General features: G+C 68.6%; 11 protein-coding genes. 6 read left to right on the top strand and 5 right to left on the bottom strand.

Annotated elements, in window-relative coordinates; all coding sequences use genetic code 11:
- From A9X01_RS32245 to A9X01_RS15835, 4 genes are all read left to right on the top strand, one after another.
- A partial coding sequence (locus tag A9X01_RS32245; protein ID WP_436405274.1) for a hypothetical protein occupies positions 1–286 on the top strand: 286 nt, incomplete at its 5' end.
- Positions 279–2,036: a serine/threonine-protein kinase PknH/PknJ gene (locus A9X01_RS15825; protein WP_065121652.1), complete on the top strand. Its 1,758-nt coding sequence runs from the start codon at positions 279–281 to the stop codon at positions 2,034–2,036. The genes A9X01_RS32245 and A9X01_RS15825, both read left to right, overlap by 8 nt.
- A 43-nt stretch (positions 2,037–2,079) precedes the next feature.
- The gene (locus A9X01_RS15830; protein WP_065121660.1) at positions 2,080–3,249 is read left to right on the top strand and encodes a winged helix DNA-binding domain-containing protein; all 1,170 of its coding nucleotides are present in this window, start codon (positions 2,080–2,082) and stop codon (positions 3,247–3,249) included.
- 23 nt (positions 3,250–3,272) lie between these two features.
- Positions 3,273–4,214: a DMT family transporter gene (locus A9X01_RS15835; protein ID WP_065121653.1), complete on the top strand. Its 942-nt coding sequence runs from the start codon at positions 3,273–3,275 to the stop codon at positions 4,212–4,214.
- On the opposite strand, the gene uvrA is transcribed toward A9X01_RS15835, so the two are convergent.
- The gene (gene uvrA / locus A9X01_RS15840) at positions 4,204–7,125 is read right to left on the bottom strand and encodes an excinuclease ABC subunit UvrA (protein ID WP_065121654.1); all 2,922 of its coding nucleotides are present in this window, start codon (positions 7,123–7,125) and stop codon (positions 4,204–4,206) included. The genes A9X01_RS15835 and uvrA overlap by 11 nt on opposite strands.
- A 97-nt stretch (positions 7,126–7,222) precedes the next feature.
- On the opposite strand from uvrA, the gene A9X01_RS15845 reads away from it, so the two are divergent.
- Entirely contained in the window at positions 7,223–7,900 is a 678-nt protein-coding gene (locus tag A9X01_RS15845; RefSeq protein WP_065121655.1) for an MBL fold metallo-hydrolase, read from the top strand.
- A gap of 2 nt (positions 7,901–7,902) precedes the next feature.
- On the opposite strand, the gene A9X01_RS15850 is transcribed toward A9X01_RS15845, so the two are convergent.
- Positions 7,903–8,343, bottom strand: a complete 441-nt coding sequence (locus A9X01_RS15850; protein ID WP_065121656.1) for a universal stress protein — start codon at positions 8,341–8,343, stop codon at positions 7,903–7,905.
- Between the two features lie 188 nt (positions 8,344–8,531).
- Here A9X01_RS15850 and A9X01_RS15855 point away from each other — a divergent pair, with 188 nt between their 5' ends.
- Entirely contained in the window at positions 8,532–10,103 is a 1,572-nt protein-coding gene (locus tag A9X01_RS15855; protein WP_065121657.1) for a mannosyltransferase, read from the top strand.
- 48 nt (positions 10,104–10,151) lie between these two features.
- Here A9X01_RS15855 and A9X01_RS15860 read toward each other — a convergent pair whose 3' ends face one another.
- From A9X01_RS15860 to A9X01_RS31880, 3 genes are all read right to left on the bottom strand, one after another.
- Complete coding sequence (locus A9X01_RS15860; protein ID WP_065121658.1) at positions 10,152–11,567, bottom strand: MFS transporter; 1,416 nt, start codon at positions 11,565–11,567, stop codon at positions 10,152–10,154.
- The gene (gene uvrB / locus A9X01_RS15865) at positions 11,564–13,732 is read right to left on the bottom strand and encodes an excinuclease ABC subunit UvrB (RefSeq protein WP_065121659.1); all 2,169 of its coding nucleotides are present in this window, start codon (positions 13,730–13,732) and stop codon (positions 11,564–11,566) included. The genes A9X01_RS15860 and uvrB overlap by 4 nt, the downstream gene beginning before the upstream one ends.
- A gap of 75 nt (positions 13,733–13,807) precedes the next feature.
- Positions 13,808–14,956 (bottom strand): hypothetical protein (locus A9X01_RS31880; RefSeq protein WP_301336938.1); only part of this gene is annotated, 1,149 nt, incomplete at its 5' end.

The following is a 14,956-nucleotide window of genomic DNA, read 5'->3' on the forward strand; positions in this document are numbered from 1 at the left end:
CCCGCCCGCCGCGGCGCCCCCCCCCCCGCCCCCCCCCCCCCCCCCGGGGTGGGGGGGGCGCCCGGGGGCGGCTCGCGGGGAGGAACCCTACGACCGCGGTGGTGTGCCGACCTTTGAATCGGTGCGCGAGAAGATCGAATCGCGCTATGGCACCGCAATCGGCGCCGAGGAACTGGCGGCCGAGACCGAAGAGGGCCGCGCGGTCGAGGAACAATTCGAAGCGCGACAGCGCGCGGCCGCCGAGCGTTTGGCGCAAATCCGGGAGTCGATGCGCACCGATGACTGACACCGTGCCGACTTCTCGGGCGGGCATGCAGTTCGGGCCCTACCAGCTGCGACGACTGCTGGGCCGAGGCGGAATGGGCGAGGTCTACGAGGCCTACGACACCGTCAAGGACCGCACCGTCGCGCTCAAACTCCTGTCCCAGCAATACACTTCGGATGCTGTGTTCCGGCGGCGCATGCAGCGCGAGGCGCATACCGCCGGCCGACTGCAGGAACCGCACATCGTGCCGATCCACGACTTCGGTGAGATCGATGACCAGTTGTTCATCGATATGCGCTTCATCGAGGGTCAAGACCTCAGCGCGGTGCTCGAGCGCAACGGCGCATTGGCGCCGCCGCGCGCCGTCGCCGTCGTCACTCAGGTCGCGGCCGCGCTGGACGCCGCGCACCGCAGCGGGGTGATCCACCGCGACATCAAGCCGGAGAACATCCTGATCACCGGCGACGACTTCGCCTATCTGGTCGACTTCGGCATCGCCGCCGCCGCCACCGACCAGCAACTCACCAAAACCGGAACGGCCGTCGGCAGCTGGCGGTACATGGCGCCGGAACGCTTCTCCGACGGCGAGACGACCTACCGTTGCGACATCTATTCGTTGGCGTGCGTGCTCTACGAATGCCTCACCGGCACACCGCCTTACCAGACGCAGAACCTCAGCGCGCTGATGGCAGCGCATCTGATACAGCCGATACCGCAGCCAAGCCAGGTGCGACGCGAGCTGCCGCAGGCCTTCGACGAGGTCATCGCCCGTGGCATGGCCAAAGATCCGGCTGCCCGCTACTCGAGCGCCGGAGAGTTGGCCCGCGCCGCGGCGCAGGCGCTCAGCGCGCCGGACCAGAACCGCGCGACCACCATCATCGCCCACACCCAACAGGCCGCGCCCCCGGCCAGTGGACCGATACACCGCGCTCCGTCGCCCGGCGTCTGGGTTCCCCCGACCCATCCGGCACCTCCGCCGCAGCCGTGGCCGCCGACGCCCCCGACCTCGCCACCGCCCCGCAAGCGGTGGCCGATCGTGGCCGCGGCGGTCGGAGTGGTCGCACTGCTGGCCGGCGCCGGCATCTGGCTGGCCCTCGACAAGGGCAGCGGCGACCAGCCCAGCGCGGACGACTCCACCACGGTCAGCTCTTCGACCACGACCGCCGTCACCACCACCACAGCGACCCCCACCGTCACTGCCGCGCAACTCGATTCGCTGCTGCTCAGCCCCGAGCAGATCGGCAGCGTCGTCGGCGCCAGCGGCATGGTTGCCGACCCGAACACCACGGAGATGAAAGACCCGGGCCCCAACAACACGCTGTCGGACGACCGGTGCCTCGGAGCGCTCATCGGATACCAAACCCGGACATACAAGAGCAGCGGCTACACCGGCATGCTGGCGCAGCTGGTGCAGCGGCCAAACGTCAACCCGGGTTGGGTCGTGGTCCAGGGCGCCGTGGTCTTCGCCTCGGCCGACCAGGCCCTGGGGTTCGTGACCACCCAGCAGACGCAGTGGCAACAGTGCGGGGGCCGGACCATCAACCAGGTCAACGCCGGCAAGTCGATCGACTGGGCTTTCCGGGAGGTGACCGGCGACCCGCCGAAGATCTCCTTGCAGCGCGAACCCGTAACCGGCCTCAAGGGTGTGACGTGCGAGCACACCCTGCAGGCGGTGTCGAACGTCGTCATCGATGTCAACGTCTGCGCGCCCGGAACCACCGACCAGGCCGGCCAGATCGCCGACACCATGGCAGCAAGGGTGCCCACATGACCAGCCGGATGACCTCTCACAAGACCAGGGACGGGTGCTGAACATGCGCAAGTTCAGCATTGCGGAGCGCCGAAACCGGTTGGCGCGCAGGCACTTTCTGTGCACGCCGGGTTCAGTCACCCGAGTCACCGGTGACCTGGTCGGGCTGCACGCCACCGACCCCGCCACACCGTACCTGTCCCTGTGGGGACGGTGCCGCGGATTCGACATCGCCGATCTGGACCGGCTGCTGTACCAAAAGCGTTCCGCGGTGAAGCATCTGGCGATGCGGCGCACGTTGTGGGTGGTCAACGCCGAGGACCTGGCTTTGGTGCAGTCGGCGGCCAGCGATCGCGTGGCCGAGAATGAGGAACGCCGGCTGATCGGCGACCTGGCCAAGTCCGGAGTGACCGTCGAGGGCGCGAGCTGGCTCGAGCGAGCCAGCGAGGCGGTGGTACGCCACCTCGTCGAGCACGGCCCGGCCAGCAGCACCGAACTGCGGGCCGCGCTGCCCGAGCTGGCCGGCAGCTATGATCCGGCACCCGGAAAGCGCTGGGGCGGTGCGGCTCCCGTCGCCCCGCGGGTGTTGACCGTCCTGTCGGCTCGAGGCCGGATCGTGCGGGGCCCGAATGACGGCGGCTGGACCACGTCACGCCCGCGGTGGAGCGCCGTCCAGGACTGGCTGCCGGCCATGGCTGCGCCGGTACCCGAGGCTGCGGCCCGGGCCGAACTGACCCGACGGTGGCTGAAGACATTCGGCCCGGCCAGCGAGGCGGACATCAGGTGGTGGTTCGGCACCACGCTCACCGCGGTGCGGGCGGCGCTGGCCGCTGTCGGCGCTGTGGAGGTGGACCTGCACGGCGGCCCCGGCTATGCGCTGGCCGACGACCTCGGCGTCGAACCCGAAGCGCCGCCGTGGTGTGCGCTGTTGCCCGGCCTGGATCCCACGACCATGGGCTGGTCGGACCGTGACTGGTATCTGGGAGAGCATCGCGGTCAGGTCTTCGACAGCAACGGCAACGCCGGTCCCACCGCATGGTGGAACGGGCGCGTGGTCGGCGGCTGGTGCCAGGATGACGACGCCCGAGTCCGGTTGCAGCTGCTGGAAGACCCGGGTAGCGATGCGCGCCGAGCGCTACAGCAACGCGCCGACGAACTCACCGCCTGGCTCGGCGGGTCCAGGATCAGCCCCCGTTTCCCCTCGCCGTTGTCCAAGTCGGTGGCGTCGGGTTGATCGCCACGGGGTATGCAGCCGCCATGGATTGGCTGACCACGCACGCTGTGGCGATCGGCGCGGCTCTGCTCGCGGCGCTGGCTGCGGCCGTCGGGATTGTTGTCCGGCAGGCCGCACTGCAGGGTCCCGCTCTCGTCAGGGAAATGTCCGGCGCGGTCATCTCCGCCGTGCTGCGCGACCGGCTGTGGTGGTCGGGTACGGCCGCGGCGGTCTCCGGTTACGTTTTCCAGGCCGTGGCTCTGGCGCACGGATCGCTGCTGCTGGTGCAGCCGCTGCTGGTTTCCTCGCTGTTGTTCGTGCTGCCGCTCAGCGCCTGGCGGTGCGGTAGCCGGGTGAGCGTATCCGAATGGGCTTGGGCGCTGTTGCTGACGGCAGCGCTGGCGGTGTTCGTGCTGGTCGGCCGGCCGCAGGAAGGCGATTACCGGCCCGCGACGCTGACCTGGGCGCTGTCAATCACCGGCGCGGCGCTGGTGGTGGTGCTCTGCGTGCAGGTAGCTCGCCGCACCACCGATCGGGTGCGTGCGATGTCGCTCGGCGGGGCCGTGGCCGTCATGCTCGGAATGATCGCGGTGCTGACCAAAATGTGCACCCACCGCTTCGCGGTCGGCGGCTGGCACGGCCTGTTCAGCCTGCCCGCGCTGTACCTGCTCGTGCTGTTGGCCGTCGGGGTCACGGTGTTGCAGCAGTGGGCTTTTCAGGCGGGAGCCCTGCAGGCGTCGGTACCGGTGATGCTGGTCGGCGAGCCGGTGGTCGCGGTTCTGCTCGGGGTCGTCGTGCTGGGTGAGCAGCTCACCGCGCGGGGTATGGGCGTGATGGTGCTGCCGGCGGCGGTCGTCGCCATGGTGGCCGCCACGATTGCGCTCGGACGCGGCGAAGGCGCCCACACGGAGGAGGCCGCCCACAGCGGGCGCGACCCAGGTGAATCCGACCCGTCGCCCGCGCCGGGACCCGCGCTCAGGCGCTGACTTTGCGCCGCTTGGTGGCGGACCGCCGGGAATTGCCCGCCCGCGGTGGGGTGGGTGCGAGCACCTCGGCCAGGAACTTGCCGGTGTAGCTCTCCGGCACCGCGGCGATGTCTTCCGGAGTGCCTTGCGCGACAACGGTTCCACCGCCGGCGCCGCCCTCGGGACCCATGTCGACGATCCAGTCCGACGTCTTGATCACGTCCAGGTTGTGCTCGATCACGATCACCGTGTTGCCTTTGTCGACCAGGCCGCTGATGACCTTGAGCAGCTTGCGGATGTCGTCGAAGTGCAGTCCCGTGGTCGGCTCGTCGAGGATGTAGATGGTGCGGCCGGTGGAACGCTTCTGCAATTCGGACGCCAGCTTGACGCGCTGCGCCTCGCCACCGGAGAGCGTCGGCGCGGGCTGCCCCAGCCGCACGTAGCCCAAACCGACGTCGACCAGTGTGCGCAGATAGCGGTGAATGCCGGAGATCGGTTCGAAGAACTCCGCCGCGTCCTCGATGGACATGTCCAGCACTTCGGAGATGGTCTTGCCCTTGTAGTGCACCTCAAGGGTTTCCCGGTTGTACCTGGCGCCTTGGCACACCTCGCAGGGGACGTACACGTCGGGCAGGAAGTTCATCTCGATCTTGATGGTGCCGTCGCCGGTGCACGCCTCGCAGCGACCGCCCTTGACGTTGAACGAGAATCGGCCGGGCTGGTAGCCGCGCACCTTGGCCTCGGTGGTGGCCGCGAACAGCGTGCGGATCTTGTCGAACACCCCGGTGTAGGTGGCCGGGTTGGAGCGTGGGGTGCGGCCGATCGGCGACTGGTCGACCCGCACCAGCTTGTCCAGGTGGTCGAGCCCGGTGACCCGGGTGTGCCGGCCGGGCACCTGACGGGCGCCGTTGAGCTTGTTCGCCAGCACCGCGGCCAGGATGTCGTTGACCAGCGTCGACTTGCCGGAGCCGGAAACTCCGGTGACCGAGGTCAGGACCCCCAGCGGGAAGGACACGTCGATGCCGCGCAGGTTGTGTTCCCGGGCGCCGACCACGGTCAGTTGCCGTCGCGAGTCCACCGGGCGCCGCAGCGCCGGCATCTCGATGCTTTCCCGGCCGGACAGGTAGGCGCCGGTGATCGACTCCTCGTTGGTCAGCAGCTCGCTGTAGGTGCCGCTGTGCACGATGCGGCCGCCGTGCTCGCCGGCCCGCGGGCCGATGTCGACGATCCAGTCGGCGTGCTCGATGGTGTCCTCGTCGTGCTCGACGACGATCAGCGTGTTGCCCAAATTCTTGAGGCGCGTGAGGGTTTCGATCAGCCGACGGTTGTCGCGCTGGTGCAGCCCGATGGACGGCTCGTCCAGCACGTACAACACGCCCACCAGGCCGGAGCCGATCTGCGTCGCCAGCCGGATGCGCTGGGCCTCACCGCCGGACAGGGTGGCCGCCGCGCGGGACAGGGACAGGTATTCCAGGCCCACGTCGAGCAGGAATCCCAGCCGAGACTGAATCTCCTTGAGCACCTGCCCGGCGATCGCCTTCTCGCGGGTCCCGAGGGTGAGGGCGTTGAGGAAGTCGGCGCAGTCGGCGATGGACAGGTCGCACACCTCGGCGATGGATTTCGGGCCGTGCTCCCCCGCCGCGAGGCTGACCGCCAGAATCTCCGGCTTGAGCCGGGTGCCGTCGCAGACCGGGCACGGGATGTCCCGCATGAAGCCCTCGTAGCGTTCCTTCATCTGCTCGGACTCGGTCTGGGCCATCTTGCGCTGCAGGAACGCCAGCACACCCTCGAAATCGGCGTAGTAGGAGCGGGTGCGGCCGTACCGGTTGCGGTAGCGGACGTGCACCTGCTCGTCGCAGCCCTCGAGGATCGCCTTGCGCGCCTTGGCCGGCAGCTTGCGCCACGGGGTGTTGACGTCGAATCCCATCGCGTCGCCCAGGCCGGCCAGCATCCGGGTGAAGTACTCGGCCGTGTGGCCCGTCGACCAGGGCGCCACCGCGCCCTCGGCCAGTGTCAGGTCCGGGTTGGGCACCACCAGGTCCGGGTCGACCTCCTTGCGGATGCCGAGCCCGACGCATTCCGGGCAGGCGCCGTAGGGCGAGTTGAACGAGAACGACCGCGGTTCCAGGTCGTCGACGGCCAGTGCGTGCCCGTTGGGGCAGGCCAGCTTCTCCGAGAAGCGCTGCTCACGGGGATGGTCATGCTCGTCACGGTCGTCGGGAAACTCCAGGACCACGATGCCGTCGGCCAGGTTCAGCGCCGTCTCCACCGAGTCGGTGAGCCGTTGTTTGGCGGTGGCTTTGACCGTCAGGCGGTCCACCACCACCTCGATGTCGTGCTTTTCCTGCTTTTTCAGCTTGGGCGGGTCGGTCAGCGGATACACCACGCCGTCCACGCGGACACGACTGTAACCCTGGGCGTTCAGCTTGTCGAAGAGGTCGGCGAACTCGCCCTTGCGGGTACGCACCACCGGCGCGAGCACCAGGAAGCGGATGCCCTCGTCCATCGCCAACACCTGGTCGACGATTTGCTGCGGTGTCTGACGGGCTATCCGCTCGCCACAGATCGGGCAGTGCGGGGTGCCGGCGCGCGCATACAGCAGCCGCAGGTAGTCGTAGACCTCGGTGATGGTGCCGACCGTGGACCGGGGGTTGCGGTTGGTCGATTTCTGGTCGATGGACACCGCCGGGGACAATCCCTCGATGAAGTCGACGTCCGGCTTGTCCATCTGCCCGAGGAACTGGCGCGCGTACGCCGACAGCGACTCCACGTAGCGGCGCTGACCTTCGGCGAAGATGGTGTCGAACGCCAGCGAGGACTTACCCGAGCCGGACAGCCCGGTGAACACGATCAGGGCGTCCCGGGGTAGGTCGAGGTCGACGCCACGCAAATTGTGCTCGCGCGCGCCTTTGACAATCAGGCGGTCAGCCACGCACTCCCTTTCACCGGTTTTTCCCTCACAGACAGAGCTTCTCCCCATGCTATGTGCCCATACCGACAAGCCCTCCGCGGACAGTAACGTGACCCGTATGACCGCTGTGAGCGATAACTACACCGGACACGTCGAACCGGGCACGGCGGCGCTGCGCACGCTGCCCGGCGCCACGATCCTGAAGGCGTCGGTAGGCCCCATGGACAACAACGCCTACCTGGTGACATGTTCCGCGACCGGGGAGACGCTGCTGATCGACGCCGCCAATGACGCCGAAATCCTGCTCGATCTGATCGGCCGCTACGCGCCCAAGCTGTCGCTGATCGTGACCAGCCACCAGCATTTCGACCACTGGCAGGCGCTACAGGCGGTTGCCGAAGCAACCGGAGCCCCGACGGCAAGCCACGAGATCGACGCCGAGCCGCTGCCCGTCAAGCCGGATCGTTTGCTGGCTCACGGGGACACGGTGCAGATCGGCGAGCTGACCTTCGACGTGCTGCATCTGCGGGGCCACACCCCGGGTTCGGTCGCGCTGGCACTTGACGGCCAGCCGACGGGTGGAGTGACCCACCTGTTCACCGGCGACTGCCTGTTCCCGGGGGGCGTCGGCAAGACCTGGCAGCCCGGCGATTTCGAACAGCTGCTGGGCGACGTCACCACCCGGGTATTCGACGTGTACGCCGACTCCACCGTGATCTACCCCGGGCACGGCGATGACACGGAGTTGGGCGCCGAACGCCCGCACCTGGCCGAGTGGCGCGAGCGCGGTTGGTAACCCTAGGTCGTGTGCACGATCAGCACGTCGACCTTCGCCTTGCGCGAGACGTTGGCCGGAACCGAACCCAGTAGACGTCCCGCAATCGTGCTCAGGCCGACGTTGCCGACCACCAGCAGATCGGCATTCTCCGACTCGGCGAGCTGGACGAGCGCGTCCACCGGGGCGCCTTCGATCGCGCGCTCGTCGACGTTCTTGGCACCGGCGAGGTGCGCCCGCTCCTTGGCGTCCTGGAGGATCTCGTAAATCGGGGCGGTACCGGTGACCTTGTAGCTTTCGCTCTTGAGCGCATCGACGGCGCGGGCGTCCTCGTGCTGAGGCAGATACGCCGACGCGATGATCAACTTTGCGTCCTCTCCCGCAATCCTGGCTGCCCTGTCTACCGCGCGCATCGACGAATCCGAGCCGTCGGTCCCAACGACTACGGTTTGATAGGCGCTCATTTACCCTCCCAGGTGTCGGTTTCCGCCAACCCAAGACAGTATCGCGTTGCTGGACATAGATGGGAGAGATTTGCGGCGTGGCAGCCCTCACGCTGCCACCCCAGTGCAGCCCGGGTCACGTCCGGGCGAGCCCGAATTGACGGTCGACCGCGCGAATCGGCCTACTGCACATAAAGTTAACAACCATCATGTCTGTCACGATCGTCGAGAATCCCCTGGCTGACGACGCCGAACCGGCGCCGTCCACTCGTGTCAGGGGCGGATTCGCCGATCCCTGGGCAGTGGCGGTGCTGACCGCGATCATCAGCGGCGCGTGGGCCAGCAGGCCTTCGCTGTGGTTCGACGAGGGCGCCACCATCTCCGCGGCGGCCAGCCGCACATTGCCCGAGCTCTGGAAGTTGCTGGGCCACATCGACGCCGTCCACGGCCTGTACTACCTGCTGATGCACGGCTGGTTCGCCATATTCCCGCCGACGGAGTTCTGGTCGCGGGTGCCCAGCGCTCTTGCCGTCGGCGCCGCGGCGGCCGCGGTGGTGGTGTTCGCCAAGCAGTTCTGCGGGCGCACAACCGCGCTGTGCGCGGGAGTCGTGTTCGCCATCCTGCCGCGGGTGACCTGGGCGGGTATCGAAGCACGCTCCTCGGCGCTGACGGTCGCGGTGGCGGCCTGGTTGACCGTGCTGGTGGTGGCCGCGGTACGGCGCAACCAAGCGCGGTTGTGGGTGTCCTACGCACTGGTGTTGATGGTGTCGATTCTGGTCAGCATCAACACCGTCCTGCTGGTGCTGGTCTATGCCGCGATCCTGCCGTTGGCGGCCGGTCCGCGGTCGCGTAAGCGGCCGGCCATCTGGTTGGCGGTGAGTTCGGCCGTCGCCCTGGGCGCGATGACGCCGTTCATGCTGTTCGCGCACAAGCAGGTTTGGCAGGTCGGCTGGATCAACGGGCTCAACCGGAACCTGTTCCTCGACGTCGTGCACCGGCAGTACTTCGACCACAGCGTCGCGTTCGCGATCTCGTCCGGCGTTCTGGTGCTGGCCGCCATTGGGGTGCGACTGGCCGGGCGGTCACGGCACAAAGATGGCGCGGGGCGGTTGCTGGCGGTCAGTGTGCTGTGGGTGGTGCTGCCGACGGCCGCCGTGCTGATTTATTCGGCGCTCGGCGAGCCGATCTACTACCCGCGCTATCTGATCTACACCGCGCCGGCGGCGGCGGTCATCCTGGCGATCTGCATCGTCGCCATTGCCCGTAAGCGGTGGCAGGTGGTGGCGCTGGTGATCGTGCTGGCCGCCGCCGCGTTCCCCAATTACCTGTTCACCCAGCGTGGGCCGTACGCCAAGGAGGGCTGGGACTACAGCCAGGTCGCCGACGTCATCAGCGCCAACGCCGCTGCCGGTGACTGCCTGCTGGTGGACAACACCGTGCCGTGGCGACCCGGCCCGATCCGGGCGCTGCTGGCCACCCGGCCGGCGGCGTTCCGGTCGCTGATCGACGTGGAACGCGGCTTCTACGGGCCGAAGGTCGGCGCGTTGTGGGACGGCCATGTCGCGGTGTGGTTGACCACAGCCAAGATCAACAAGTGTCCGGTGTTGTGGACGATCACCAACCGGGACACCTCGCTGCCGGATCATCAAGTGGGACAATCGCTTTCACCGGGTACAGCGTTCGGCCGGACCCCCGTGTACCAGTTCCCGAGCTACCTGGGCTTCCGCATCGTCGAGCGCTGGCAGTTCCACTACTCCCAAGTGGTCAAATCGACGCGCTAGCTTGGCAGCGGGCGTGGCCGCGGTACTCAAGGCCGACGACGAGCCGGATTAGGCGCTTGTTGCCTGGCGGTCGCGGCGGGTGGCCCGCTGAGAGGCAATGATGCCGATCGCGGCCAGCCCGGTGAAGGCCGTGTACAGCCAGCGCGCCTCGACGACGTCGCCGCCGGTGGCGGTGTTGACGACGACGCCGGCCACTCCGGCCCCGAACGCCGCCGAGATCAGCTGCACCGTATTGATCGCCGCGGCCGCCGCCCCGCTCTCGGCAGGGTCGTCGACCGAGTCCATGGCGCGCGCCGACAGGTGCGGCCAGGCCATGCCGATGCCGGTCCCGGCCACCAGCAGCGACAGCGCCCAGACCGCGACCAGACCGATCGACGCATCCGCCCGCTGGGTGACGGCGCCGATCGCCAGACCGGCCGCCATCACCAGTGGTGCGGCCAGCACGACGGTGCCGATAGTGCGGGGATTGCTCAACGACGCGCTGACGATCTCGCTGACCGTCCAGCCGATCGCCAGTGATGCGCCCAAGAAGCCGGCCGCGACGGGGGTGAGGTGTCCCAACCGCTGGCCGAACAGCGGCACGTAGGTGTCAATCATCACCGCCATCATCAGCACGGCCATCGTCAGGTAGATCCACTTCAGCGGGCCCAACCCGAACACGCTGGGCGGCAACACTGCTGCGCGGCCCCGCCGGTCGACCAGCACGAAGGCACCGACCAGCAGGACGCCGACGCCGAGCAGCGCGGCGATCACCCAGGCGTCGCGCGGCAGTTGCGCGACGCTGACCGCCAGCGCCGCCGCCCCGATCAACAGCAGCGACCACACCGGCACTTTGAGTTCGGCGAGCGGTTGGGGTGGGCGGTCCGCCCCGGCGTCGCCGCGCAGGACGACCGGAACCAGGATCGCCATCAATACCGTCAGGAGCGCCATCGCCCCGAATGCCCAGCGCCACAACCCGAATTGCGCGAACAGCCCACCCATCGCCGGCCCGACGACGGTAGCGACACCCCACATCGCCGACACCAGGGCCGAGCCGCGGGTCCACAGTGAGCGCGGCAGCGCCGAGTTGATCAGGGCGTAGCCCAGGCCGGCCAGCGTCCCGCCGGCCACGCCTTGCAGGGTGCGGCCCGCGATCAGCACCTCCATGCTCGAAGCGGACGCACACACCAGGCTGGCCACGCCGAACAGGGCCAGTGCCATCAGAAACGACTTGCGCGGGCCGAACCGGCGCAGGACCGGGTTGACGGTGGTGGCGGCGACGACGGATCCGACCAGGTACAGGGTCACAACCCAGGCGTAGAGGCGGCCGCCGCCGATTTCTTTGATGGTGCTGGGCAGCAGGCTGACGGTCAGGAACTCGTTGGTGGCATACATTGCGACGCCGCCCGCCAGCACCGTCGAGGTGCCAAGGTGTTGGCCGAGCAGTTCGCGCCAGCTGCCGCTCTGGTGCGTTGTCTCCGTCACTTCAGGCCGGCGGCATCCATCCCGCGCAGCTCCTTCTTCAGGTCGGCGATCTCGTCGCGGAACCTGGCGGCGAGCTCGAACTGTAGGTCGCGGGCGGCGGCCATCATCTGCGCGGTCAGGTCCTTGATCAGGTCGGCGAGTTCGGCGCGCGGCATGTTCGAGGTGTCGCGTCCCTCGATGACGCCGGCGCTGACCGCGCGGCCGGGTTCACCCTGGGCGCGCCGACCGCGGGACGCGTTGCGCCCGGATCCGCCGATCTGGACTGTGTCGGTGGCCTCAGTATCTGCGGCCTCGCGGTAGACCTGATCGAGGATGTCGGCGATTTTCTTGCGCAGCGGTTGCGGGTCGATGCCGTTGGCCTCGTTGTAGGCAATCTGCTTGGCGCGGCGCCGTTCGGTCTCGTCGATGGCTTCCTTCATCGAGTCGGTGATCTTGTCGGCGTACATGTGCACCTCGCCGGACACATTGCGAGCGGCGCGCCCGATGGTCTGGATGAGGCTGCGGGTGGACCGCAGGAACCCCTCTTTGTCCGCATCGAGTATCGCCACCAGCGACACCTCGGGTAGGTCCAGACCCTCTCGCAGCAGGTTGATGCCGACCAGCACGTCGTATTCGCCGAGCCGAAGTTGGCGCAGCAGCTCGACGCGGCGCAGCGTGTCGACCTCGGAGTGCAGGTAGCGAACCCGGATGCCCATCTCCAGCAGATAGTCGGTGAGGTCTTCGGCCATCTTCTTGGTCAGCGTGGTCACCAGCACCCGCTCGTCGGCGTCGGTGCGTTTGCGGATCTCCCCGATCAGGTCGTCGATCTGCCCCTTCGTCGGCTTGACCACGACCTTCGGGTCCACCAGGCCGGTCGGCCTAATCACCTGCTCGACGAACTCGCCGCCGGTCTGGCTGAGCTCGTACGGGCCCGGGGTGGCGGACAGGTAGACCGTCTGGCCGATCCGGTCGGCGAACTCCTCCCAGGTCAGCGGCCGGTTGTCGACCGCCGAGGGCAACCGGAACCCGTACTCGACCAGGTTGCGTTTGCGGGACATGTCGCCCTCGTACATGCCGCCGATCTGCGGGACCGTGACGTGCGATTCGTCGATGACCAGCAGGAAGTCTTCCGGGAAGTAGTCCAGTAGCGTCGCGGGAGCCGACCCGGCCGGCCGTCCGTCGATGTGGCGGGAGTAGTTCTCGATGCCGGAACAGAATCCGACCTGCCGCATCATCTCGATGTCGTAGTTGGTGCGCATCCGCAGGCGCTGCGCCTCCAGCAGCTTGCCCTGGCCTTCGAGCTCGGCCAGCCGCTCGGCGAGCTCCTGCTCGATGGTGGAGATCGCCTGCGCCATCCGCTCGGGACCGGCGACGTAGTGGGTGGCCGGGAAGATCCGCAGCGAGTCGACCTGGCGGATCACCTCGCCGGTCAGCGGGTGCAGGTAGTACAGCGCCTCGATCTCGTCGCCGAAGAACTCGATGCGGACCGCCAGCTCCTCGTACGACGGGATGATCTCGACCGTGTCGCCCCGCACCCGGAACGATCCGCGGGTGAAGGACAGGTCGTTGCGGGTGTACTGCACGTCAACAAGCAGCCGCAGCAGACCGTCGCGGGGCACCTCGAGCCCGACCTGCAGCTCGACGGAGCGGTCCAGATAGGACTGCGGCGTGCCCAGGCCGTAGATGCAGGACACCGAGGCCACCACCACCACGTCGCGGCGGGACAGCAGCGACGACGTCGCCGAGTGCCTCAACCGCTCGACATCGTCGTTGATCGAGCTGTCCTTCTCGATGTAGGTGTCGGTCTGCGCGATGTAGGCCTCGGGCTGGTAGTAGTCGTAGTAAGAGACGAAGTACTCAACCGCGTTGTGCGGCAACATTTCCCGCAACTCGTTGGCCAGCTGGGCGGCCAGCGTCTTGTTCGGAGCCATCACCAGGGTGGGCCGTTGCAGACGTTCGATCAGCCAAGCGGTGGTCGCGGACTTACCCGTGCCGGTGGCGCCGAGCAGCACCACGTCGTGCTCCCCCGCTTTGATGCGGCGCTCCAGCTCGTCGATGGCGGCGGGCTGGTCACCAGCGGGCTGGTGTGGGCTGACCACCTCGAAACGCGCGCCGGTGCGAACGAGCTCGTCGACGGCGCGGTATTCGGAGTGGGCGATTACTGGGTGTTCGGTGGCGAAAGCCATAACACCAGGGTAAAGCCAGGCACTGACAGCCTTTATTCCACGAGCTTGCTGGGCGGCTTTGGCGCAACGGCGCCGTTAAGACGGGCCGTCGGCTCCGGCTTTGCCAGCCAGGCTGCCGCCCCGTCCGCCGGTGCCGCCGACCGCGCCACCACCACCGCCGGCACCGCCGTTTCCGCCGTCACCGATGAGCTGCGCGTTACCGCCGTTTCCGCCGTCTCTGCCCAGGCCGTTGTTACCCGCGCCACCGCCACCCGTACCGCCGGCGGCGCCGGTGCCACCCGCGCCACCGCCGCCACCGTTGCCGTATAACGCCCCGCCTCCGCCACCGTAGGAACCCGCTCCACCGTCACCGCCGTCACCGCCCTTGCCGGAAAAGCTGAAACCGCCATGGGCGCCGCTACCCCCGGCACCTCCGATTCCACCGTTGCCGATCAATCCGGACGTCCCACCCCGGGCACCAGCTCCGCCGCTGCCGCCGATGCCACCGTTCGGGGCGTCCCACGAAATCCCTCCCGCTCCCCCAGCGCCGCCTGCCCCACCTGCGCCGCCATTGCCAGATAGGAATCCACCGCCGCCGCCGACCCCGCCGGCTCCGCCGTTACCACCGGTCTCGCCGGGCGCGTCCCCGTAGTTGGTCCCGCCGGCTCCGCCGTTGCCGCCCCCACCACCGGCGCCGCCGTTACCGATCAGGCCGGCGGCACCACCCTGTGCACCGGCCCCGCCGGCGGCGCCCCGGCCCACCATCATGTCACCGTCAGCACCACCACCGTCACCGCCCGAACCGCCGACACCGCCGCTACCGATCAGCAGCCCGCCCCTACCTCCGTAGGCGCCGTCTCCGCCAGCCCCGCTCGCTCCGCCGACGTCGCCGGCGCCACCGGCCCCGAAAAGCAGTCCGCCGTTGCCACCGTTTCCGCCGGTGCCACCGTTTCCGCCGGCCTGAAGGACGTGGGTTGCGGCCCCGCCGTCGCCGCCCGACCCGCCGAACCCGGCGATCAGTCCGCCGTTGCCACCGGCCCCACCATGACCGCCCGAGACGAAGCCGGCACCACCCGTGCCGCCGTTGCCACCGCCGGAACCGAGGAATCCGCCGAGCAGACCGCCGTTGCCGCCGGCCCCGCCGGCGCCGCCGGTGCCGTTCGCGGCGCCGGTACCACCGGCGGTGTTCGGGCGGAGTCCGCCGTTACCGCCGTTGCCGCCCCCGCCCAGTAGACAACCGCCGCC

Origin of the sequence: Mycobacterium asiaticum (assembly GCF_001668675.1) — a bacterium.
Taxonomy (GTDB): domain Bacteria; phylum Actinomycetota; class Actinomycetes; order Mycobacteriales; family Mycobacteriaceae; genus Mycobacterium; species Mycobacterium asiaticum_D.